This window comes from Collinsella sp. TF10-11AT (assembly GCF_003437565.1).
In the GTDB taxonomy this organism is placed as follows: domain Bacteria; phylum Actinomycetota; class Coriobacteriia; order Coriobacteriales; family Coriobacteriaceae; genus Collinsella.
The window spans coordinates 150,845-175,229 of record NZ_QSQW01000001.1 but is presented as its reverse complement, the minus strand read 5'-3'; the positions used below and the strand labels follow the sequence as shown (position 1 = coordinate 175,229).

Below are 24,385 nucleotides of genomic sequence, written 5' to 3'. Positions count from 1 at the left end.
GATTTATGACTATGCAAAAAGACATGATGGGCCGCGCGGTCCGCGACTCGTTTGCCAAGCTGGACCCTCGCGTCCAGATTCAAAACCCGGTCATGTTCCTGGTGTGGCTTTCAGCCGTCATGACCTCCGTCCTGGTCGTCGCTTCCATCTTCGGTGTGCGGGACGCGGGTGTGCCCACCTACTATGTGGTCGCCATCGCGGTCATCCTGTGGCTCACCGACCTGTTCTCGAACTTCGCCGAGGCGCTTGCCGAGGGCCGCGGTAAGGCTCAGGCTGATTCTCTGCGTGCGGCCAAGAAGGATGTCGAGGCCCATCGCATCGAGTCCGTTGAGGACAAGGAGCACTTCACCGTCGTTCCCGGCACCGAGCTCACGCGCGGCGACCTGGTGATCGTACGCGCCGGCGAGCAGATTCCCGGCGACGGCGACGTCATCGAGGGCGCTGCCTCCGTTGACGAGTCCGCCATCACCGGCGAGTCCGCCCCCGTGGTCCGCGAGGCCGGCGGCGACCGCTCTGCCGTTACCGGCGGTACCACGGTGCTGTCCGACTGGATCATCGTCAAGATCTCCAGTGAGCCCGGCCAGAGCTTCCTGGACAAGATGATCGCGATGGTCGAGGGTGCCGCGCGCAAGAAGACCCCTAACGAGATCGCTCTGGAGATCTTCCTGGTGGCCCTTTCCATCGTCTTTATTCTGGTCACGCTGGCCCTGTATTGTTACTCCTGCTTCTCGGTCGGTCTTAACGACATGGTCAACCCCACGGCCGTGACCACGCTCGTGGCGCTGCTCGTGTGCCTGGCTCCCACTACCATCGGCGCCCTTCTGTCCGCCATCGGCATCGCCGGCATGAGCCGTCTGAACGAGGCCAACGTGCTGGCCATGTCCGGCCGCGCCATCGAGGCCGCCGGCGACGTCGACATCCTCATGCTCGACAAGACCGGCACCATCACCCTGGGTAACCGCCAAGCCGCCGAGTTCATCCCGGTCGACGGCGTCGATCCCGCGGAGCTGGCCGATGCCGCCCAGCTTTCCTCGCTGGCCGACGAGACCCCCGAGGGCCGTTCCATCGTCGTGCTCGCCAAGGAGCAGTTCGGTCTGCGCGGCCGCACGCTCGAGGATAAGGGCATGGAGTTCATCCCGTTCACCGCGGCAACGCGTATGTCCGGCGTGAACTACGAGGGCAATGAGATCCGCAAGGGCGCTGCCGATTCCGTGCGCACCTATCTGGAGGCAGCCGGCGGCGTGTTCTCCCAGGAGTGCGAAGAGGCCGTCGAACGCATCGCCAAGGCCGGCGGCACCCCGCTGGTCGTGACCAAGAACTGCCGCGTGCTGGGCGTTGTGTACCTCAAGGACATCATCAAGTCCGGCGTTAAGGAGAAGTTCGCCGACCTGCGCAAGATGGGCATCAAGACCATCATGGTGACGGGCGACAATCCGCTCACCGCCGCGGCAATCGCCGCCGAGGCCGGCGTTGACGACTTCCTGGCCGAGGCCACCCCTGAAGGCAAACTCGAGAAGATCCGCGAGTTCCAGCGTGAGGGTCACCTGGTCGCCATGACCGGCGACGGCACCAACGACGCGCCCGCTCTGGCCCAGGCCGACGTCGCCGTGGCCATGAACACGGGCACCCAGGCTGCCAAGGAGGCCGGCAACATGGTCGACCTCGACTCCAGCCCCACCAAGCTCATCGAGGTCGTGCGTATTGGCAAGCAGCTGCTCATGACCCGCGGCTCGCTCACGACCTTCTCGGTGGCCAACGACGTGGCGAAGTACTTCGCTATCATCCCGGCCCTGTTCTCGCCGATCTATTCGGGACTGGGCGCCCTCAACATCCTGAGCCTCACCAACCCGTTGACGGCCGTGCTGTCCGCCATCATCTACAACGCGCTGGTCATCGTCGCGCTAATTCCGGCGGCTCTCAAGGGCGTCAAGTACCGCGAGGTTCCATCCGGCCAGCTGTTGACCCATAACCTGCTGGTGTGGGGTCTGGGCGGCATCGTGGCGCCGTTCGTATTCATCAAGATTATCGACATGCTGCTGGCCTTGTTCGGCATTGGCATGATGTAGACGGAGGTTTGTATGTTCAAAGGTATCGCATCGCGCGCACTTGGCGTGTTCGCGCTGTTTACCATCGTCTGCGGCCTGGGATACACGCTCGTGGTGACCGGCGTCGTGCAGCTTGCGTTTCCGTACCAGGCGAACGGATCGCTTATTACGGTCGACGGCAAGGTTGTGGGTTCCGAGCTCATCGGCCAGAACTTCGATGACGAAGCCCACATGTGGGGTCGTATCCAGAACGTGTCAATTGTCGAAGGCGAAGACGGCGAGCTCATGGCGTATGGTGCCCCGTCCAACCTGTCCCCGGCGAGTGAGAAGTATCGGCAGCTTGTGGATGCGCGCGTGAAGAAGATTCGCGCCGCCAACTCCGATGCCGATATGGACGCTGTGCCCGTCGACCTGGTGACGTGTTCGGGGTCCGGCCTCGACCCGGAGATCTCTCCGGATGCCGCCGAGTACCAGGTCCCGCGCCTTGCCAAGGCCACGGGCAAGAGCGAAGACGAGGTGCGCGAGATCATCGCCCAGTGCACCAAGGGCCGTTTCCTCGGCGTGTTCGGCGAGCCCACGGTTAACGTGCTCAAGGTGAACCTTATGCTGGACGGCGCGCTGTAAGTGAGGGAGTGGCGGATGAGGGCATGACTGACTATCTGAGCCCTCAATTCCACCCCGCCCATCGGTTGCGGTGAAATACGGACTGTTTTGGCTGTCAAAAGTCTCATCTACTCCGTATTCCACCGCAACTTTTTTGTGAGGGTCGGGATTGAAGGTGGGGAGTGCGAGCGAGTGCGAATGCGGCGGATACTGATACGATAAGTACGTTAGTAACTGCCGCCGAGCGGCTCAAACGAAAGGAAGCCTGCATGGAGTCTTCTGCCTATCCAATGCTCTTTAGCCCGATCAAGGTCGGTACGACCGAGGTCAAGAACCGCGTCTTTATGCCGCCAGTGTCAACCAACCTGGCCGATCATGGCTATGTGACCGACGACTTGGTCGATCATTACCGCGCCCGCGCCAAGGGCGGCGTGGGCCTCATCATCACCGAGGTCGTGACGGTCGAGCCCACCTATACCTATCTGCCGGGTGACATGTGCTGCTACGACGACACGTTTATCCCCGGCTGGGAAAAGCTCGCCGCGGCCGTCCACGAGTACGGCTGCAAGATCATGCCGCAGCTCTTCCACCCCGCCTACATGGCCTTTAACATTCCAGGCACGCCGCGCCTGATCGCCCCGTCCTTTGTGGGCCCGTCCTATGCCCGCGAGGCACCGCGTCCCATCACGGTTGACGAGATCCACGAGCTCACGCATCAGTTCGGCGACGCTGCCGTGCGTATGCAGAAGGCCGGCGTCGATGGCGTCGAGGTCCATGCGGCGCACGCCCACGGTATGCTCGGCGGCTTTTTGACTCCGCTCTACAACAAGCGTACCGACGAGTACGGCGGCTCGCTCGACGCCCGCATGCGCTTCCTGCTCGAGGTCATCGCCGAGATTCGCGAGCGCTGCGGCAAGGACTTCATTATCGACGTCCGTATCTCGGGCGACGAGTACACCGATGGCGGCCTGACCCTCAACGACATGATCTACGTCTCGCGTCGCCTGGAGAAGGCCGGCGTCGACATGATTCATGTGTCGGGCGGCACCACCATCAAGCGTGGCTCCGCAATTCCCGCCGCCGGTACGCAGCAGGCCTCGCATGCCGCCTGCTCGCGCGAGATTAAGAAGCACGTCAACATTCCCGTTGCCACGGTCGGCCGCATCAACGAGGCCTGGATCGCCGAGGAGCTGATCGAGGACGGCGCCGCCGACATCTGCATGATGGGCCGCGCCAATCTGTGCGATGCCGAGTTCTGCAATAAGGCGGCTGCCGGCAACGCCGACGAGATCCGTCCCTGCATCGGCTGCCTGCGCTGCCTGAACGGCATCATGTTTGGCAAGCGCATCTCCTGCACCGTCAACCCGGACGTCGAGCGCGACGAGGCCGGCTACGAGCCTGCCGCCGAGGCCAAGAACGTGCTCGTCGTGGGCGCCGGTCCCGCTGGCATGGAGGCGGCCTACATTGCCGCCAAGCGCGGCCATAACGTGGTGCTCGTGGATAAGCAGGACGAACCGGGCGGCGAGATGCGCATCGCGGCCGTTCCGCCGGCAAAGCAGGAGCTCACTCGTGTGATCAAGTACCAGTACCGTCGCCTGGCCGAGGCCGGCGTCACGTGCGTATTTGGCACTGAGCTTACTGCCGAGGACATTCAGCGTGACTACGCCGGCTACGAGGTCGTCCTAGCTTATGGCGCCGAGCCCATCGCTCCGGCCTTCATGCAGGGCTTTAAGCAGGTTATGACGGCTGACGACCTGTTGGGCGGCAAGGCTTTTCCGGGCAAGAAGATCGTCATCGTGGGCGGCGGCACCGTCGGCTGCGAGACGGCCGATTACCTGGCCCCGTTGGTCAACGACCTGTCGCCGGCCAATCGCGATGTCACCGTCATCGAGATGACCAAGACGCTCGCCGCCAACGAGGGCGGTGCCGGCCGCGCGGTGCTCATCACGCGCATGCTCTCCAAGGGTGTCCACGTGCTGACTGAGGCCAAGGTGACCGAGATTACCGAGGATGCTATCAGCTACGAGAAGGACGGCGAGGTCCACACCATCACCGGTGCCGATACGCTGGTGCTTGCCATGGGCTATCGTCCCAATACCAAGCTGGCAGACGACCTGGCTGCAGCCGGTGTTGCCACCCACGTGCTGGGCGATGCCAACAAGTGCGGTAACATTCGCGACGCCATCGGCGATGGCTACAAGGTTGCCTGTGAGCTCTAGTTAACCCTTTGTTGCGTGGGGGCCAGGTTACTTTGCGCTAAGTTGATGCATGTAAACCTGACCCCATTGCACCATTTGATAAAACGCAAGCGCTCGCTGCCTGCGTTTTATCAAAGAAAGATTATTGTCGAGCCTTAAATGCCTTTTGTTTGTGTGCCTTCCGCAATCATATTGCGGTTGTAGACCAGGTGCAGATACATCGCATCGTGAGCGGCGGTGGGGTTGCGCGTCTCAATGGCGTCGGCCACACCGTGGTGCGTGCGGATGGTCTCCTCGACGAACTTTTTTGCCCGTTACGTCGATAAAGAGGGGAACGGATGCCTTGAGCACACCCATCAGACGGGTAACGGCGAGGTTGCCGCCATCCCAGGGCGGCTTCATGGGGTAGCGCCCGTACGCATCGAATTTTTCCTCTCATAGATGTGCGGCACAAAGAGCCCCGAGTTCATACGAGCTCGGGGCTCTTTTCGTTTGGATTTCAGACGTATTGACAGACGAAAACAGTCTGCGTCCGGTATTGAGCCATACGAAAGCGAAATTATGCGTCTTAATTCCGTACGCAAATCAAGACGAAAACAGTTTGCGTCTTATATAAATCAGTACGCAAACGGTTTTCGTCTTATAATACGGTTATGAATGGTACGAAACGAGGGGGTTGTGCATATGGTTGTTAGAGAGAGCCCTACAGTCGAATACAAGGAAAGCGTTACGCCGACGTTTCTTAAAACGGTGAGCGCCTATGCAAACTATGGGACGGGCAAGATTGAGTTTGGCGTTGATGACGAGGGCGTGGTTGTCGGCCTTGCAGATCCGGTCGCAGAGTGTCTCCGCATCGAGAACATGATTAATGACAGCTTGGACCCCGCTCCCCGTTACACGCTCGAGCCCGATGAGAAACACGGGACCGTAATCCTTACGGTTTATGAGGGACAGGACAAACCCTATCGAAGCAAGGGAAAGGCCTACAGGCGAAACGATTCGGCAACGGTGGAGGTCGACCGGTTTGAGTATGGCAGGCTGACGCTCGAAGGCAGCAACGTAACGTTCGACGCGCTCACGTCGGCTCGCCAGGACTTGAGCTTTCATACGCTCGAGCATAAGTGTGTTGAACACCTCGGCATTTCCGAGCTAACGTCGGATATCTTGCGTACGCTCCGCTTGCTCGGCAAGGATGGCTATACCAATGCCGCGGCGATTTTAGCGGATAAGAATGATTTTCCAGGCATCGACTGCGTCCGTTTTGGCGATACCGAGGATGTGATCTTGGATCGCGAGGCGGCGACAAATGTATCCGCAATTGAGCAGGCGGACAGGGCGGTGGCTATGTTTGCACGCTACTACCGTTATGAGCGTATCGAAGGGATGGAGCGCGTCCAAACCGATCGAATTCCTCTTGAGGCATTCCGCGAAGCTGTTGCAAACGCTTTAGTGCATCGGACGTGGGACGTTCGAGCGAACGTTCAAATTGCCCTGTACGATGATCGCGTCGTTGTGACCTCCCCCGGATCGCTGCCCGCCGGTTTGACGACGGAACAATACCTGTATGGGCAGATATCCGTGCTCAGAAACCCCATCGTTGCAGAGGCCTTCTTAAAGCTGGATTACATCGAGAAATTTGGTACGGGAATTGCGCGCATTAGACGTGCCTATCGCGATTCGATCAATCAACCAATTTTTGATGTTCGCGGCGGCATGGTGGCCGTCACATTGCCCGTTACCGATGCCTTTGAAGGGTCCGAGGAAGAGGTCCAGGTTCTCAAGGCCTTGTCGGGCGGGCGAATTATGTCGCGAAGCGAGATTGAAAAACAGACGGGGCTGAGCCGCATGCGGACGTTGGCGGCACTCGAATCTCTGCTTGAACGGAATGCAATCGTAAGGCAGGGAACCGGGCGGGCCACGAAATACGAGCGCTCATAGTCCAAAAGAGCCATGGTACAAGACGGACCCCAAGCCAGCGTTGGCTTGGGGTCCGTTATATCCCGGATGGTAATGGGCCGATTATTGTCAAGTTATAGCAAAGTACAGCGACGTACAGCAAAGTATAGTGAGATATAGCAAGCCGTATAGCGCGCCTTGATTTTCAACCCTTGATTATCAACCGTCCGTATTTCACAGCAACTTATAACAGGCTCGGGGTGCCAATTTGGGGTGCAGTAGTGCTGCGCCACGAAAAGGGCCTATCTACTACGTTTAAGCCGCAGGGGTCAACCATAGTCGGTTTTTTCGAAAATCGACAAGCTGTCTACCTGCGGTTTTGTTTTCACGGTTTTCGGTATGGCCGAGGCTATCCGTGTTAACGTAATAGATGGGCCACTTTTGTGGCAAGGGGGGCCGATCTGCGGGCCAGGGTAGCTAAAAGAGCCCCGTCCCAAAAAGACTGATTGGGAGCTGGGGCGTGTCGATGCGATAGTATTACGTGGTGAAATTCGACAAACCGTGAGCTTCATCCGAGGGCTTTATGGAACAACACCAGCATAATCAGAGCCTGCAAGATCAGGCATACAACGCATTGCGCTCCAAGATCATCTATGCCGAGCTCAAGCCCGGCACGCGCCTTTCGGCGATTGGTCTGGAAAAGGAGACGGGAATCGGGCGCACGCCCATTCGCGAGTCTTTTGTGCGCTTGCGTGAGCAGGAGCTGGTGGAAACGCGTCCCAAAAGCGGCACCTATGTCTCAAAAATCAGCATGGAGCGCGCCGAGAACGCCTGTTTCTTGCGCGAGAAACTCGAGAGAAGCGTGCTCATTAAATGCTGCTCTGCCGTCACGCCCGAGCAAAAGCAGCGGCTCGAGCGGATTCTTGCCGAGTCCGAGTCGCTCGACCATAGCGAAACGCGTCGCTTTTTCGATCTGGACAACCTGTTCCATGAGACGTGTTTTGAGATTGCCGGCCGCCACATGTTGTGGGATTGGATGAAGAGCGTCAACACACATTTTGAGCGATACAACTGGTTGCGTATGGTGTCGCAGGATCTGGATTGGGAGCCGATTCGTCGGCAGCATCGCCGAATTCTCGAGGCCATTAAGAAGGGCGATACCGACGCGGCGAGCTACCTGGCAGAGACGCACCTGCATCTGATGCCCGAGGAACAGGGCCCGGTTATCGCCTTGCATCCCGACTACTTTGAGCTGTCGAAAGACTCGTCAATCTAGCCCATCGCCGCATCTGCTCGAGACACAAAAACGATGCTGCTCACCTACAGCGTTTTGCAACCGAGATTTTTAAAAAATGCCTAAAATGGCTCAGATTGCTGACAATTGGGAAACGGGGTGCGCTATGGCGCAGATGAGGATTAAGGACATTGCCGCCGAGGCGGGCGTGAGCCCGGCCACGGTCTCGCGCTATCTCAATAACCGCCCCGGGCAGATGACCGAGGAGACCCGCGCCCGCATCGCGGCGGTTATCGAGCGCACCGGCTATCGCCCACGTGCCGCCGCACGCAATCTGCGCAGCTCGCGCGCCAACCTCATCGGCGTAATCTTGGCCGACATCGCCAACCCGTTCTCCAGCGCCATGCTCGAAGGGCTTTCCGCCAGCGCCGCCGCGCGCGGCTGCTCGCTCATGACGGCCATTAGCGGCAACGACCCCGCCAAGGAAGCGGAGTCGCTCACCAGACTTATCGATGCCGGCGTGGACGGCCTGGTCGTCAACACCTGCGGAGGCAATGACGAGGCGATCGCCGCGGCAGCGGGACGCCTACCCGTTGTGCTGCTCGACCGCGATGTTGCCGATGGCGGCATCGATCTGGTGACATCTAACAACCGTGAGCTGGTCGCCGGCCTGGTAGACGCCTTGGCTGCTGCGGGCAGCGAGCGTCTGTGCCTGCTTACCGAGGCAAGCGATGACAGCCCCGTGCGTCGTGAGCGCGCTGAGGCGTTTGCCGACGAGCTCTCGCGCCGCGGCCTGGCCGGCGAGGTCGTCACCTTGGCGGACGGTGGTGCCGAGGGTGTCAGTCGCCTGGACGAGACCATCCGCGGCTATGCGGGTAAAAAGCTCGGCCTCATTGCCGTCAACGGCCTGGTCTTCCTGCGCCTGACCGAGGCACTGGCGCAGCTGGGTCCCTCGCTGCCGGCGGGCCTTAAGATCGCAACGTTTGACGATTACCCCTGGAACCACGTGCTCTTTGGCGGTGTGACCACGGCCGCGCAAGACACCCACACCATCGCCGAGCGCGTAATCGAGCGTCTGTCCGAGCGCATCGACGTCGTTACCACTACGGTGGGCGACGCCGCAAAGCTCGCCCCCAAGCGCATCGAGATCCCCGGTCACATCGAACACCGCGCTTCGACCTCGCGCTAGTCTGTGTGATATTATATAGACAATGTCATACAGGAGGTATCCATGGCTGCGTCTGTGCTGAGTGTTCGAGTGGACTCGTCAATTAAAGATTCATTTGCCGAGCTGTGCGAAGAACTCGGCATGACTTCGTCCGTTGCGGTCAATATGTTCATGAGGCAGATGTTGCGCGAGCGCTCGCTGCCGTTTGTGCCTTCACTCGGTAAAAGCTCTGCGAGCGAAAGCGCCGCAGCGGGCATTTTGGATACCGCTCAGATTGAGTCCGCCGTCCGCGAGGCAGCCAGCCCGATTCCCGCCATCAAAACCGTGATCCTATTTGGATCGTATGCCCGTGGCGAGGCGCGTGCAGATAGTGATATCGACTTGCGCCTCGAAGTCGATCGCGAGCAGGGCTTTGGTCTTTTTGCGTTGTCGGCGTTTGGCGAGGCAGTGCGCAAGGAAACCGGAAGGCAGGTGGACCTTGTCTCGAGCGATTATCTTGATGACGATCTTGCCGCGGTAATCGAGCGCGAAGGAGTGATCCTTTATGATCGCGCGTAAGTCAGACGGCCTCCGCGCCCAAGAGGTCTTGGAGGCCATCGCTGAAACGAACGAGCGCATCAAGGCTTTTGATATCACCGAGGACCAGTTTCTGCATGCGAATGACGTGCGGACGAGGGCGTTGGCGGACTCCCTTTTGATGTGCGCGCTTAGGGTGACGGAAGAAGCGGGCAAGTTGTCGGAACGCTCGCAGCGGCTTCATCCCGAAATTGAGTGGCGTGGAATTATCGGCATGAGAAATTACCTCGCGCATGATTACGGCAATGTCGACCGATCGGTTGTTTGGGATGCGGTGACGATGGAGTTTCCGGCGCTGGAACGAGCGTGTAGGCAAATTGTTTCCGAATCCGAGCGATAATCACTTGTCATACCAGCCTGTTCACACACGTTTTTTGAGCGCTTGATACGCTTTAACCCTGCGGAAACATTTTTCTGCGATAGTATCTGCGATATAGACCAGTCGAAACCCGCCCGAAAGAAAGGGGAGCGACATGAACCAGCAGAACATCGATTACGTACTCCGCTCCGTAGAGCAGCGTGATATCCGCTTTGTGCGTCTGTGGTTTGTCGACATTCTCGGCCGCCTCAAAAACTTTGCTATTAGCCCCGAGGACCTCGAGGTCGCATTTGAGGAGGGCATTGGCTTTGACGGCTCGGCCATCGAGGGCTTTGCCACGCCCGAGGAAGCCGATATGCTGGCGTTCCCCGATGCCTCGACCTTCCAGATTCTGCCGTGGCGCCCGAGCCACAACGGCGTCGCCCGCGTGTTCTGCGACGTGTGCACTCCCGATCGCAAGCCGTTTGCCGGCGACCCGCGCGATGCCCTGCGCCGCATGTTCCGCAAGGCCGAGAAGGCTGGCTATCTGCTCAACGTGGGCGCTGAGCTGGAGTATTACTACTTCCCCGACGAGCACACGCCCGAGCCGCTCGACAACGTGGGCTACTTCGATCTTTCGGTGAGCGATGCCGCTCGCGACCTGCGTCGTAACACGGTCCTCACGCTCGAGAAGATGTCCGTGCCCGTGGAGTACACCTTCCACGCCGCCGGTCGCTCACAGCACGGCATGAGCCTGCGCCACGCCGAGGCCCTGAGCATGTCCGACGCCATTACCACGGCCAAGCTCATCATTAAGCAGCAGGCTTACGAGAGCGGCTGCCACGCCTCCTTTATGCCCAAGCCGCTGGCGGGCGAGGACGGCAGCGCCATGTTTTTGCATCAGTCGCTGTTCGACCATGACGGCAACAACGTCTTTTGGGGCGAGGGCGACGAGAAGTACCATCTCTCCGACGTCGCCAAGCACTATATGGCCGGTATCTTGGCGCACGCGCGCGAGATTAGCGCCATCACCAACCCCACGGTCAATTCGTACAAGCGCATCACCACGGGCGGCGACTCCGTGCCGCAGTACGCCACGTGGGGCCTGCGCAACCGCGCAAGCATGATCCGCATCCCGGTCTACAAGCCCGGCAAGCAGCTTTCCACACGCATTGAGCTTCGCAGCCCCGATCCCATGGCTAACCCGTATCTGGTCAACGCCGTCACGCTGGCGGCTGGTCTCGACGGCATCGAGCGCAAGCTGGAGCTCCCGCCCGAGGCAACGGCCGAGACGCTCAAGCTCACCGGCCGTCAGATGCTCGAGGCCGGTTACGCGCCGCTGCCGCGCTCGCTCAAAGAGGCGCTCGACGTGTTTGAGGACTCGCAGTTTATGAAGGATGCCCTCGGCGAGCACATCCATAGCTTCTTCCTCAAAAAGAAGCGCGACGAGTGGCATAAGTTTGAGTCCACGATCACCGAATGGGAGATCAAGCACTACCTGGCGAACTCCTAATCGCGCTGGCTTGTCCCAGTACGATTGAGCTCATTTCTTTGGAGGCCGATATGTCCGAAAAGAGTGCCCTGTTCATGGCGCGCACGACGCGCTTCCACGAGTTTGCCCGCAGCTTGACGACCACCCTGGGTGTCGAGGTGAGTCTGGCCACCCCCGATTCGCCAACTGCGGCGCACGACTTTGACCTGCTGATCCTCGATTCCGATGGCATCCGCAGCGACCGCATCGATCAGATTGCCAAGTGGCTCGACGATCGCGGCGGTGTTCCCATGCTGGTGATCGTCGACGACGAGGCGCTCGGCACCCTGCGCCTGCCGAATCATGCGCATGCCGACTTTGTATGTCCCACGGCGACGCCCAACGAGCTCAAGGCTCGTGCACAGCGTCTGATGGGCGAGGAGGAGCCCGTCGCCTCCGATGATGTGCTCAACATCGATAACCTTGAGATCAACCTGGCCACCTACCAGGTGACACTCGATAGCGAGCCCATTGACCTGACGCTGATGGAGTACTCGCTGCTGAGTTTTTTGGCGACGCATCCCAACCGCGCCTACAGCCGCGAGGTACTGCTGCACCGCGTGTGGGGCTTTGAGTACTGCGGCGGTACGCGCACCGTCGACGTGCATATCCGACGCATCCGCTCCAAGGTGGGCCCGCAGATCGCGGCGCACATCACCACCGTCCGCGGCGTGGGCTATCTGTTTAAGGACTAGCAAGTAAATAGAGGGCAATGTGAGGGTACCGGAGATTTCTCCAGTACCCTTTTCTCGTTTAGGGCGAAAAGAAGACCTTTCACCGATTAAAAGTGTGTCAGTAAAAACAATATCAAACGTATAACACTATCTAGAGAATATCATTTAGTTACCGTATCTCCCTACTACACGGATGGAGGAAGAAATGCGTTATTCGAGAAAGGTGATTGTCGGATTCATAGTGTTGCTTGCCGCCCTGATGTCTCCAAGGTTGGTTTTTGGAGACGACGACTTGGTCCGTGTCACACCGCAAATAGCTGTGGAGCAAGCGCAGGCTTTCTTTGATGATGTATCGGATGAGCCGGTGACCGCTTGTGACCCAGTAAAAATGGTGAATTCCGATGGGGAATCAATCGGGTATATCGTTCGTGCGAAGCGGGATGACGTTAACTATGGCTACGTCGTATTTGATTCAGAGCGATCTTGGTGGATCAGCGAATACTGCTTGGCTCCGAACGCTCTTTTACCTATCGAGAGTGCAAGCGAAGAAATTGCACTCCTCGCATCCTCGGATAACGTCGTTGCGTTAAAGATTGACGAGCTAACTGTTGGCGTTGCCGACTTAGATAAAAACATTGTTTTAGACGCAAGTGGAAAAAAAGTACCAAATAAATTGTCCTCGGGAGGCAATCGCAGCGGATCGCCGGAACATTTCGATGACGTTTTTGTATCTGCCAAGGATTTGTATAAACAGGGATATGTTGTTGATGCGAGCAAAACGGTTTCGGGAATAATAACGCCAACGCAAACAGAAGTTATCAAAGAAACGGGGACTTATGCTTGCGCTGTTTCGGCAATGTTTGCAGTTAGCAGTCACTATGTGACTTTGAACCGCCTTAAATTGTCCGATTTATACTCGGAGCTTTGGAGGCTGTCGGGGACATGGGAAGAAGAAGAAAAGAAATATGATCAAGCGACTGGTCTGTACTTTACTCAAGGCAAGACTTCTCCTGATAAACCCGCTCCGGCCTTAAAGGAGTTTTGTGCAAGACGAGGCAAGGAGCTTGAGACGTCATTCGTTTGGTATCCGTCATGGGATTCCTTTAGGGTGAATACCGACTCGGGGAATCTGAGTATTTTCTCTGGAAGGCTCCGGTCAAATGGCAGCGGGCACGCAATGGCAGTTGTGGGCTACGTGGCAATGCATAACACATACTCGAATGCCAAGAAGTACCTGCTTGTTGTTTGGAATGGATGGACAAACCAGCTACAGTTTCTTCCATATGACGTATCAATTTACACGTCTCACGATGGCACATATTGCAAGGGTTGATTGTACTCGTGAACGGCGACAAGTTCATTCGAAGGGCAATGCTCCTATTGGTGCTTTCCTTTGCTTTGCTCACCGCAGCGAGCTTCTTTCTGTTAAGGGCGACTAATGGGGGAGAAAACGACACGGTTGTTGCAGTCGAGGTGCGCGCTCTATCGGATGTTCATAACGGGCAATTTGAGGCGCTTATGCCAAGTGGTTGCCGTAAGAGAATCGATATGCGCCGTAAGTCAAGTTCCGGATATGTCTCAGGGTTGAAAGCAGGTGATAAATGGATTCTAGTTTTTGTGGAAGATAAGGAACTTGACGGGACTGTTCTGTATCCCCATTCAGCTGAGAAAGTCAAATCAAGTAGACAAGGGGAATGAAGAATGATTGATAGAAAGCAGTTCTTAGGTCTGATGGCGGGGGCTCCTATTTTGATGCGAGCCGGGATGGCAGAAGCCGTGGAGTTGCCGGACGCTCAGAAGCGATTGACGCTCGTGGTCGACACGGTGGTCAGAGATGAAAATGGCAATGAAAAAACGCGAACAAGAAGCAGAGAGACTATTTTCACGCCAGAGAGCAAAACTGTGTCTGCCGACGCTATGGCCGGTGATGTCATAACAATCCAGAGGGAATCAGATGAAACGTTGCCGCTGCTTGCCAAGATTGAGCTCACAGTCGCTTATTATAACGATAAAACAGAAATTGAGATTCGTTCCGGAAAGTACTCGATAGTCCAAATCGATCCGCTTGTGATGTATGCAAACGCTTGGTATGCGCTCATGCAGAAAGATAAATATGTGATGAACTACTTCGCAGAAGGCGAAGCATCATATGAAACGGGGTGGGGGCCAACGCCATACGACGCGGAGAAGGATAAGTGGACGTGCGGATCAGGCATGGGCGCGACGATTACGGACTTCATTAACGATTCAACATATAGCTTTGCTATCGACTGTTATATCGAATAGACATGACGGCATAAAACGAATTGGCCTATAAGCATGTCATTACTTAAGCAAAGCTGAAATCTTGGCATCTAGTGCTCGGGACTGCCCAGCTTGGGGTACAACTCAACGTGAACAATGATGGCCCGCCACATGTTTGGCGGGCCTTTGGTTATTTGACGAAAGGATCGCAGCTATGAGCGAGTACGATTCCCAGCGTCCCCAGGATGCGGGCAACGCCGGCGAGACCCAGCAGCAGCCGCGCGTGCAGGTGGAGTCGACGCCTGCCGATGGCAGTAACATTCCTTACGTGCAGGCCTACGACACGCAGACCGGAAAGCCGCTGGGCAGCCAGCAGGTTGTAAACAAGCACACCGTGGTCAAGACTAAGACCAAAAAGCTGCCGATCTTTATTACGGCGCTCGCCGGCTGTGCATGCGGCGCCCTGCTGGTCATTGCGCTCATTATGAGTGGCACGCTCAACATTGGCAGCGGAAAGAATGCCGTGACGGCGGGTGCTTCGGGTTCATCGACGCAAAAGATTACGATCGACTCCGAGGACACCACGCTGGCCGAGGCCGTCTCTGCCAAGGCGCTGCCCTCCGTGGTTTCCATTACCGCCACTTCGAGCGGCGGCCAGAATGGCTCGCTTTCGCAGTCTGCCGACGAGTCGGACGGCTCGGGCAGCGTCGGTTCGGGCGTTGTGCTCGATACCGAGGGCCACATCCTCACCAACAACCACGTGGTCGATGGCTATGACCAGTACGTGGTGACCATGGACGACGGCACCACCTACGAGGCCGAGTTCGTGGGCAACGATGCTTCGAGCGACCTAGCCGTCATCAAGCTCAAGGATGCTGACGCCTCTAAGCTCACGCCGATCGAGATCGGCGACTCTTCCAAGCTCAACGTGGGCGAGTGGGTCATGGCGATCGGCTCGCCGTTCGGCAACGAGCAGTCTGTCTCCACGGGTATCGTGTCGGCGCTGTATCGCTCCACGGCCATGAGCTCTACCAACGGTAACACCATCTATGCCAACATGATCCAGACCGATGCCGCCATCAACCCGGGCAACTCCGGCGGCGCGCTCGTTAACGACAACGGTGAGCTGGTGGGTATCAACTCGCTCATCGAGAGCTACTCGGGCTCCAGCTCGGGCGTGGGCTTTGCCATTCCCGTTAACTATGCCAAGAACATTGCCGACCAGATCATCGACGGCAAGACGCCGGTTCATCCGTACCTGGGCGCCACGCTTTCGAGCGTCAACGCGCTCAATGCTCGCACTAACAAGCTGAGCACCGATAGCGGCGCGTACGTGGCAAGCGTCGTCGAGGACGGTCCTGCCGCCAAGGCCGGCATCCAAGAGGGCGATGTCATTACCAAGCTGGGCGACGATGAGATTTCGAGCGCCGATGGCCTGATCATCGCGCTGCGCAGCCACGAGGTGGGCGAGAAGGTCGAGATCACGCTCATGCGCGGCAAGGAAGAGAAGAAGGTTACCGTCGAGCTGGGCTCCGACGAGGAGCTGCAGAACCAGCAGCAGGACGACAGCGCGACCGACACCGGCAACGGCGGTATTACCGACGAACAGCTGCGCCAGTACCTGGAGGAGCTGCTGGGCCAGCAGGGCCAGGGTCAAGGCTACGGTCAGGGTTACTAGCGAGCCGTTTCGCACATATCGAGGCCAGGGGGGGGCTGTCCCATCAACGTGGGACAGCCCTTTTTTCTTATTGATCCGTTGGGGACGGAGGAAAACGGATCATTTGGAACTGACAGGGGCATGGTTTGATCGCGCGATCCACCCCAGTCTGGCGGCTGCCGATTCGGTGCGGTTCGAGACCGCTATTCGGCCTCATTGCGACCGGTGGTACTCTAGTATCCGTTTGAAATCGAGCGAAGGAGTGCCGCTATGGAGCAATCGAGCCTGTTTGGTGACGGCGTGGACATCGATACCGAAACGCCCACGACCGCGGAAGCCACCGCACCGACCGATGCCCGTGCCCAGGCGGCAGCGCGCGCGGCCGAGCTGCGCCACGAGCTCGATTACCACGCCTACCGTTACTACATGCTTGATGCGCCCGAGATCACGGACGCCGCCTTTGACAAAATGCTCGTTGAGCTGCAGGAAATCGAGGCCACCTACCCCGACCTGGTGACGCCCGACAGTTATACCCAGCGCGTGGGCGGCTACGTGAGCGAGCAGTTTACGCCGGTCACGCATATGGCGCGCATGTATTCCATGGACGATGCCATGGATCTGGACGAACTCGACGCGTGGCTCCAGCGCACCGAGGATGCGCTCGGTGCCGGTAGCGTTACCTATACCTGCGAGCTTAAGATCGACGGTCTGGGCGTGGCGCTTACCTACCAAAACGGCACCTTTGTGCGCGCCGCCACGCGCGGTGACGGCACAACGGGCGAGGACGTGTCGCTCAACGTGCGTACCATCAAGGATGTGCCCATGCACCTGTCCGAGCCGGCGCTTGCTCATATGGGCGCCGACCGCGAGCGTACCATCGAAGTACGCGGCGAGGTCTATATGCCCAAAGGCAGCTTTGTTCGTCTGAATGAAGAGGCCGATGCCGAGGGCCGTGACCCCTTTGCCAACCCGCGCAACGCCGCTGCAGGATCCCTGCGCCAAAAAGACCCCAAGGTCACGGTGCGTCGCGACTTGGCCACCTTTATCTACGCCATCGCCGATACCGATCCGCTGCACGTCCACAGCCAGCGCGAATTTCTCGACTGGCTGCGCAGCGCCGGTTTTAGCGTCAACCCCAACGTGGCCCGCTGCGCCACGCCGGCCGAGGTCCACGAGTTCTGCGCCCAGGCCCTCGAGCATCGCGGCGACTTGGACTACGACATCGACGGCGTGGTCGTAAAGGTCGACAGCTTCCAGCAGCAGCTCGACCTGGGCTTTACCGCTCGCGCACCGCGCTGGGCCATCGCCTTTAAGTTCCCGCCCGAGGAAAAGCAGACCGTCCTGCGCGAGATTCGCATCCAGGTGGGCCGCACCGGTGTGCTCACGCCGGTCGCCGAGTTCGACCCGGTGACGGTCGCCGGCTCCACTATCGCGCGCGCCACGCTGCACAACATCGACGAGATCCGCCGCAAAAACGTGCGCGAGGGTGACACCATCATCGTGCACAAGGCGGGCGACGTAATCCCTGAGGTCGTGGGCCCCGTGCTCGACAAGCGCCCGGCCGACAGCGTTGACTGGCAGATGCCCGAGGTCTGTCCCGTGTGCGGCAGCCCCGTGGTCCACGAGGATGGCGAGGTGGCCTACCGCTGCGTATCGATCGACTGCCCCGCACAGCTCAAGGAGCGTCTGCTCCATTGGGTGAGCCGCGGCTGCATGGACGTCGACGGCCTGGGCGACGAGATCGTCGACAAGATGATCGCCGCCGGCCTGATCCACGATGTCGCAGACTTCTACCAGCTCACGGTCGACGACATCGCAGGCCTGGACACGGGACGCACCTATGCCAGCTCCAACAGCAAAAAGGGCGTCAAGAAGGGCGACCCCATCCCGGTGGGTCTCAAGACGGCCGAGAAAATCATCGCCGAGCTCAATAAGTCCAAGAGCCAGCCGCTCGGTCGCGTGCTGTTTGCCCTGGGCATCCGCCATGTGGGCAAGAGCGTGGGCGAGGTCATCGCCGAGCGATTCCTGTCGATCGACAAGCTCATCTTGGCGAGCGAAGGGGACATCGCCGAGTGTGAGGGTATCGGTCCCAAGATTGCGGCGAGCGTCAAGCAGTTCCTGGCCGTGCCCGAGAACCTTGCCGTGCTGGAACGTCTGCGCCAAGCGGGCCTTTCGCTCGAGGTCGACTTGGGCGCCGCTCATGCGCAAGCCGCGGCCGAAGCTGGCGTGGCGGGCGAGCTCGCCGACGCACAGCCGCTTGCGGGTCTGACCTTCGTGCTCACCGGCACGCTCGTCAACCGCACGCGCGACGAGGCGGGCGCGGCGCTCAAGGTGCTCGGCGCCAAGGTTTCGGGCAGCGTGTCAAAGAAGACGAGCTATCTGGTCGCCGGCCCCAAAGCGGGCTCCAAGCTTACCAAGGCCGAGCAGCTGGGTGTACCCGTACTGGATGAGGACGCACTCGAGCAGATCCTGGCGACTGGTGAGGTGCCGGAGGCGTAATGGATATCGAGAATCGCAATTGCTCGCAGGCGGAAGGGCGCGCGAGGCATTCCCAAGTGCAGGCAAAAGAGCGCTTAATGATGCGAATTTGCGTTGCCGAGCGCGAGCGCGCGGCGGGTGCATCTCGCGATGCCTTTGAGGCGTTGACCGAGTTAGAGGCGAGGCTCGGTCTAGCCTAGAGAGACCGGCACCGTGATCTGCGTCACGTAGGTTGCTGGGTCGTCGCTGATGATGTCGTCGATCAGGGCGATTTTGCGTCGCCCCGCTACGCTACCAGTTTGTCAAAAGCCCCACGGCGGTTGAGCACGGTAAATGCAATCACGCAGATGACCGCCGACAGAATCGATCCGCACGGCGAGGCGATGCCCATGGGGAACAGCGTGTCAGAATAGGCATTCGACAGCAGCCAGGCGCCGGGCACGCGAATGAGCGCCACGGCCAGCACGTTGTGCGCAAAGCCGATGTAGCTCTTGCCGTATGCAGCGAAAAAGCCGCTAAAGCAAATGTGGATGCCGGCAAAAATCGCGTCGAAAATATAACTGTGCATATAGCCAGTACCGGCGGCGACCACCGCGGGGTCCTTGGCAAAAAAGCCGATAAACGCCGGTGCCACCAGCCACATCAGCACCGTGATCAGGCAGCCGTACACCACCGAGATCGTCATGGCGTCCTTGAGTACCTGACGCGCGCGGTCGCCCTTGCCCGCGCCGGCGTTTTGCGCCGTGAGTGCGCTGACGGTAGCGCCCATGGAACTCGGCACAATGAACAAAAAGCTGATCATCTTTTCGACCAGGCCCACGGCGGCGGCGTCGACTAGACCGCGGTGGTTGGCGATGACGGTGATGAACATAAACGCCACCTGGATGCAGCCGTCCTGCACGGCCACGGGCACGCCGATCTTAAGAATGCTGCCGAGCACCTCGGGCTGAGGGCGCAGGTCGCTGCGCTTAACGTGGATGTTCGTGCGGCGGCTCTTGAGCCACACGAGCGCGAGGGCAACGCTGGCCGTCTGGGCGATTACCGTGCCGAGCGCCGCGCCCACGGGGCCGAGCCCCATGTGGCCGATAAACAGATAATCAAGCGCGATATTGATGATGCATGCCACGCCAATCACGTACATGGGCGAGCGCGAATCGCCTAGGCCGCGAAAGATGGCCGAGAGGATGTTGTACGCGGCGATAAAGGGAATGCCGATAAAGCAGATACGCAGGTAGGCGGCGGTTCCTTCGACCGCTTCGGCCGGCGTGCCAATGAGCGCCACGATCTGCGGACACAGTGCGAGCAGGACAGCGGCCAGCACCACCGAGACACCCATAAAGAGCGTGATGGTGTTGCCGATGGCGGTCTCGGCGCGGTCAAACCGACGCGAACCCACGGCGTGGCCGACGATAACCGTCGTTCCCATGGCCAGGCCCACGAGCGTCACGGTAATGATATAGAGCGTCTGCGCGCCGTTGCCCACGGCGGTGATGCCGGCGGCGCCGCTAAACTGCCCCATCATGTACAGGTCGGCCATGCCGTAGAGCATCTGCAAAAAGTACGAGAGCATATAAGGCAGGGCAAAGACCGCGATGGTCTTAAGGACATTGCCGCGTGTGAGGTCGTGTTCCATGGGCGGGGCTTTCTGGCTTGGTCTGTTTACGTACCAGTGTAGTGAAAACCCTACAACGATTGTAGAGTCAAGGTTTGTGTTGGCGGCGGGGCGAAAAAGTCACGCACGCGTTCATTTCCAATTGAATACGGACATGCGCCCTGTGAGCATGGCGCCTGCACTAGCCTTGCAGAAATCGATTTCGGAGCACTTGACACCGCCGCACGGCGCGCCATAATACGTGGGTTTGCGAACAACGTTTGATGGGGGATGAACCTGCGTGCGCAATCTCAAGATTTTGTTTTCCTATCTGGGGGCATACCGCCGCGATGCCATGCTCGGCGTGCTCTTTGTGACGGCCGAGACGGCGCTCGAGCTGTTTATCCCGGTCATCATGGCAAATATCATCGATGTGGGCGTGCCCGCGGGCGACATCAACTACATGCTGTTGCAGGGCACGTATATGTTGGTATGCGCCGCATGTTCGCTGGTACTTGGCTTGGGCTATGCACGCACGTCTGCTCGCGTCGCCTCGGGGCTGGGCGCTAACTTGCGCGAGGCGGAGTACCGCAAGATCCAGACGCTCGCTTTTGGCAATCTGGATAACTACGACGCCAGCTCGCTCGTCACCCGCATGACTACCGATATCACCGTCATCCAAAATGCCATCGGCAATGGCTTTCGCCCCATGGTGCGCGGTCCCGTGACGCTCATCGTCGGCTTGGTCTATGCGCTGGTGCTGTCGCGTCCGCTCGCCACCGTTTTCGCGATCATCCTGCCGGTGCTGGCGATCGTGCTGGGCGTTATCACCTATCGCGTCAGTCCGCTCTACCGCCAGCTGCAGACCTCGATGGACCATCTCAACGGTGTGGTGCAGGAGGACCTCACCGCCGTGCGCGCCGTCAAGGCGTACGTGCGTGCCGAGCACGAGGAGGCCAAGTTCGATGCCGTCAATACCGAGCTTGCGCGCACCGCGACGAAGACCTTTGGCAACGCCGTGCTCAACCTGCCGGTGTTTCAGCTGTCGATGTACGTGGCGGCGCTTTCCATTCTGTGGATCGGCGGGCGCATGATTCTTGCCGGCGAGCTCGGCGTGGGCTCGCTCACGGGCTTTATGAGCTATGTGCTGCTGATCATGAACTCGCTCATGATGATTTCCAACGTGTTTTTGCTGCTCACGCGCGCACTTGCCAGCGTGGAACGCATCTCGCGGGTGCTCGACGAGCGTTCGCTTATCCAGGCGCCCGACGCTGCCGCTGCCGTGCACGAGGTGGCCGACGGAAGCATCGAGTTTCGCGACGTTTCCTTTAAATACCGCGCGGATGCAGCCGAGGATGTGCTCGAGCATATTGACCTTTGCATTGAAGCAGGCTCCACGGTGGGCGTGCTCGGCGGCACGGGCTCGGGCAAGAGTTCGCTTGTGCAGCTGATTGCGCGCTTGTACGACGCCACCGAGGGCACCGTGCTTGTGGGCGGACACGACGTGCGCGACTACGACTTGGCTACCTTGCGCGACGCCGTGGGTATCGTGCTGCAAAAGAACGTGCTGTTTACGGGTACCGTGCGCGAGAACCTGCAGTGGGGCAATCCGCAGGCGTCGGACGATGAGCTCCTCGCGGCCTGCCGGGCGGCATGCGTGGACGAGTTCCTGGATCGCATCGGCGGGCTGGACGGCGAGTTGGGCCAAGGCGGCGCCGGTGTTTCGGGCGGCCAGAAGCAACGCCTGTGCATTGCGCGCACGCTGCTCAAGCATCCGCGCGTGCTCATTTTTGATGACTCAACCAGCGCGGTCGATATGGCGACCGACGCTAAGATTCGCGAGCACATCGCTCGGATTCCCAATACGACCGTGCTCATCATCGCCCAGCGCATCGCGAGCGTCATGGATGCCGATCGCATTGTGGTGTTGGACGACGGTCGTGTCCACGGCGTGGGCACGCACGAGGAACTGCTGGCGGGCGACAACATCTACCAGGAGATTTATGCCTCGCAGATGGAGTTTGCGGGGGATGCGGACGTCGCAGACGGCGCAAATGCCCCGTCTTCGTCTGGCCCCAGCGGATCAATTCAAGCCACGGAAGGAGGCGAGCAACATGCCTAAGACATCCGCTCAGGCCCGTCCCACCAATCTGACGCAGACGCTTCGCCGCTTGCTCTCCTACATGGGTCACGCCAAGTTCTCGTTGCTCGCGGTGGGCGTGCTCGCCTCCGTCGCCGCCATCGCGAGCCTCGCCGGCACCTACATGGTGCGCCCTATCGTTAACGGTTTGGCAACGGGCGGCGAGGAATTGCTCACCAGGCAGGTTATCTTTACCGCTGCCATCTACGCCGCGGGCGTGCTCTCGGCTCTGGGCTACTCACAGATTATGGTGCGCGCGGCCCAGCGCGTGGTTTCCGATATCCGCCGCGACCTGTTTGCGCACATCCAGATGCTGCCGCTGAGCTACTTCGACAGCACGCGCTCGGGTGACATCATGAGCTTCTTTACCAACGACGTCGACACCGTCTCCGAGGCGCTCAACAACAGCTTTGCCAACGTGATTCAGGCGAGCATCCAGGTGGTCGGCACCACGGCCATGCTCATCATCCTCAACTGGCAGCTCACGATTATCACGCTCGTGTGCGATGTGGCCATTGTGCTGTATGCGCGCTACTCGGGCATGCGTTCCAAGCGCTTTTTTGCCGCCCAACAGGCGTCGCTGGGCGATTTGGACGGATATATCGAAGAGATGGTCTCGGGCCAAAAGGTCATCAAGGTCTTTAATCACGAGCAGGCCAACGTGGCTGGTTTTGACGTGCGTAACCAAGAGCTGCGCCGCACCGGTGGCGCCGCGCAGGCTTACGCCAACTCCATGGTTCCCATGACCGTGGTGATTGGCTATGCCAACTACGCCATCGTCGCCGTGGCGGGCGGCATGCTCTGCATCAAGGGGCTCGCCGATGTAGGTGCGCTCGCAAGCTACCTGGTCTTTGTGCGTCAGGCCGCCATGCCCATCAACCAGTTCACGCAGCTGGGCAACTTTTTGCTCAACGCGCTGGCCGGTGCCGAGCGCCTGTTTGCCGCCATGGATCTTGAGCCCGAGGTGGACGAGGGCTGCGTGGAGCTGGTGCAGACGGGCGACGCCGCGTGGGCATGGAAGATTCCCGAGGGCCAGGGCGTGGGCGCGTACGGGCACCTGCATGATGTGGCTGCCGTTGATGAGTCGGGCCGCGCGGTGGCTACCGACGGTACCGAGCTCACGTGCGGCTTGGTCCCGCTTGCTGGCGACGTGCGCTTCCATGCCGTGGACTTTTCCTACGTGTCGGGCACCCGTGTGCTCACGGACCTCAACCTGTTTGCCAAGCCGGGCCAAAAGATCGCCTTTGTGGGCTCCACAGGCGCAGGTAAGACGACCATCACCAACCTCATCAACCGCTTCTACGAGGTCGATGACGGCGAGATCACGTACGACGGCATCGACGTCAAGCACATTGCCAAGGCCAGCCTGCGCGGGTCGCTCGGCATTGTGCTGCAGGACACGCACCTGTTTAGCGGCACCATTGCACAGAACATCCGCTTTGGCAAGCTCGACGCGACCGACGAGGAAGTGCGCGCCGCTGCCGAGGCCGCCTGCGCGGATTCGTTTATTCGCCGCCTGCCTAGAGGGTACGACACGCCGGTCACGGCCGATGGCGCCAACCTGTCGCAGGGCCAGCGCCAGCTGCTCGCCATTGCGCGCGTGGCCGTCGCCGACCCGCCGGTGCTCATCCTGGACGAGGCCACGAGCTCTATCGACACGCGCACCGAAAAGCTCATCGAGCGCGGCATGGACCGCATCATGCGTGGCCGCACCACGTTTATGATCGCGCACCGCCTGTCCACCGTCCGCGACGCCGATGCCATCATGGTCCTCGAACACGGCCGCATCATCGAGCGCGGCACGCACGAAGAGCTGCTCGCTCAGCACGGCGAGTACTGGCAGCTGGCGCATGGCTTAAAAGAGTTGGATTAACCCGTTCGAGCACGATGCTTTGACCCCTCCGTGCCTCTCACCTCGCCTCAAACCATCACAACATTCGACGTTTTTTGCCAAAAACGGGAAAAGCATCGAATGTTGTGATGGTCTGTGTGTTGAGGATGGGCTTGGGAAGTTCGTTTTGCTCGAAGCGACCTGTCCTGTCGTACGGGTGT

General features: G+C 59.5%; 19 protein-coding genes. 18 read left to right on the top strand and 1 reads right to left on the bottom strand.

The window, feature by feature from the left end; all coding sequences use genetic code 11:
- The first annotated feature begins 5 nt into the window (after positions 1-5).
- The 16 genes from kdpB to DXC99_RS10245 all read left to right on the top strand — a co-directional run bounded on the left by kdpB (position 6) and on the right by DXC99_RS10245 (position 18,802).
- A complete protein-coding gene (gene kdpB / locus DXC99_RS00800) occupies positions 6-2,066 on the top strand; it encodes a potassium-transporting ATPase subunit KdpB (RefSeq protein WP_117583370.1) in 2,061 nt (686 codons plus the stop codon).
- A 12-nt stretch (positions 2,067-2,078) separates the two neighbouring features.
- The gene (gene kdpC, locus DXC99_RS00795) at positions 2,079-2,669 is read left to right on the top strand and encodes a potassium-transporting ATPase subunit KdpC (RefSeq protein ID WP_117583369.1); all 591 of its coding nucleotides are present in this window, start codon (positions 2,079-2,081) and stop codon (positions 2,667-2,669) included.
- A gap of 248 nt (positions 2,670-2,917) precedes the next feature.
- Complete coding sequence (locus tag DXC99_RS00790; protein WP_117583368.1) at positions 2,918-4,867, top strand: NAD(P)/FAD-dependent oxidoreductase; 1,950 nt, start codon at positions 2,918-2,920, stop codon at positions 4,865-4,867.
- A gap of 663 nt (positions 4,868-5,530) precedes the next feature.
- Positions 5,531-6,784, top strand: coding sequence for an ATP-binding protein (locus DXC99_RS00785; protein WP_117583367.1), 1,254 nt, complete (start codon positions 5,531-5,533; stop codon positions 6,782-6,784).
- A gap of 541 nt (positions 6,785-7,325) precedes the next feature.
- Entirely contained in the window at positions 7,326-8,018 is a 693-nt protein-coding gene (locus DXC99_RS00780) for a GntR family transcriptional regulator (protein WP_117583366.1), read from the top strand.
- A gap of 124 nt (positions 8,019-8,142) precedes the next feature.
- A complete protein-coding gene (locus tag DXC99_RS00775; RefSeq protein ID WP_158549297.1) occupies positions 8,143-9,165 on the top strand; it encodes a LacI family DNA-binding transcriptional regulator in 1,023 nt (340 codons plus the stop codon).
- Positions 9,166-9,207: 42 nt separating this feature from the next.
- Positions 9,208-9,702, top strand: coding sequence for a type II toxin-antitoxin system RelB/DinJ family antitoxin (locus DXC99_RS00770; protein WP_117583364.1), 495 nt, complete (start codon positions 9,208-9,210; stop codon positions 9,700-9,702).
- Positions 9,689-10,060: a DUF86 domain-containing protein gene (locus DXC99_RS00765; RefSeq protein WP_117628961.1), complete on the top strand. Its 372-nt coding sequence runs from the start codon at positions 9,689-9,691 to the stop codon at positions 10,058-10,060. The genes DXC99_RS00770 and DXC99_RS00765 overlap by 14 nt, the downstream gene beginning before the upstream one ends.
- 133 nt (positions 10,061-10,193) lie before the next feature.
- Positions 10,194-11,531 (top strand): glutamine synthetase family protein, encoded by a 1,338-nt coding sequence (locus DXC99_RS00760; protein WP_117583362.1) that lies wholly within the window; start codon positions 10,194-10,196, stop codon positions 11,529-11,531.
- Between the two features lie 50 nt (positions 11,532-11,581).
- A complete protein-coding gene (locus DXC99_RS00755; RefSeq protein ID WP_117583361.1) occupies positions 11,582-12,244 on the top strand; it encodes a response regulator transcription factor in 663 nt (220 codons plus the stop codon).
- A 184-nt stretch (positions 12,245-12,428) separates the two neighbouring features.
- Entirely contained in the window at positions 12,429-13,556 is a 1,128-nt protein-coding gene (locus DXC99_RS00750; protein WP_117583360.1) for a hypothetical protein, read from the top strand.
- An 8-nt stretch (positions 13,557-13,564) separates the two neighbouring features.
- Positions 13,565-13,921 (top strand): hypothetical protein, encoded by a 357-nt coding sequence (locus DXC99_RS10250; RefSeq protein WP_117648531.1) that lies wholly within the window; start codon positions 13,565-13,567, stop codon positions 13,919-13,921.
- 3 nt (positions 13,922-13,924) lie between these two features.
- Positions 13,925-14,509 (top strand): hypothetical protein, encoded by a 585-nt coding sequence (locus tag DXC99_RS00745; protein WP_117628960.1) that lies wholly within the window; start codon positions 13,925-13,927, stop codon positions 14,507-14,509.
- A 172-nt stretch (positions 14,510-14,681) separates the two neighbouring features.
- Positions 14,682-16,145, top strand: a complete 1,464-nt coding sequence (locus DXC99_RS00740) for a S1C family serine protease (RefSeq protein ID WP_117628959.1) — start codon at positions 14,682-14,684, stop codon at positions 16,143-16,145.
- 249 nt (positions 16,146-16,394) lie between these two features.
- Positions 16,395-18,623, top strand: a complete 2,229-nt coding sequence (ligA, locus tag DXC99_RS00735) for an NAD-dependent DNA ligase LigA (RefSeq protein WP_117628958.1) — start codon at positions 16,395-16,397, stop codon at positions 18,621-18,623.
- Complete coding sequence (locus DXC99_RS10245; protein ID WP_118270446.1) at positions 18,623-18,802, top strand: hypothetical protein; 180 nt, start codon at positions 18,623-18,625, stop codon at positions 18,800-18,802. The genes ligA and DXC99_RS10245 overlap by 1 nt, the downstream gene beginning before the upstream one ends.
- Positions 18,803-18,888: 86 nt before the next feature.
- Here the strand turns inward: DXC99_RS10245 and DXC99_RS00730 are convergent, their stop codons facing one another.
- Entirely contained in the window at positions 18,889-20,235 is a 1,347-nt protein-coding gene (locus DXC99_RS00730) for an MATE family efflux transporter (RefSeq protein ID WP_117628957.1), read from the bottom strand.
- 259 nt (positions 20,236-20,494) lie between these two features.
- Between DXC99_RS00730 and DXC99_RS00725 the strand changes: the two genes are divergently transcribed.
- Positions 20,495-22,315 carry an ABC transporter ATP-binding protein gene (locus DXC99_RS00725; RefSeq protein ID WP_369831441.1) on the top strand — a complete coding sequence of 607 codons (1,821 nt, stop codon included), beginning with the start codon at positions 20,495-20,497 and terminating at the stop codon, positions 22,313-22,315.
- Positions 22,308-24,206 carry an ABC transporter ATP-binding protein gene (locus tag DXC99_RS00720; RefSeq protein ID WP_117628956.1) on the top strand — a complete coding sequence of 633 codons (1,899 nt, stop codon included), beginning with the start codon at positions 22,308-22,310 and terminating at the stop codon, positions 24,204-24,206. The genes DXC99_RS00725 and DXC99_RS00720 overlap by 8 nt, the downstream gene beginning before the upstream one ends.
- The last annotated feature ends 179 nt before the right edge of the window (positions 24,207-24,385 follow it).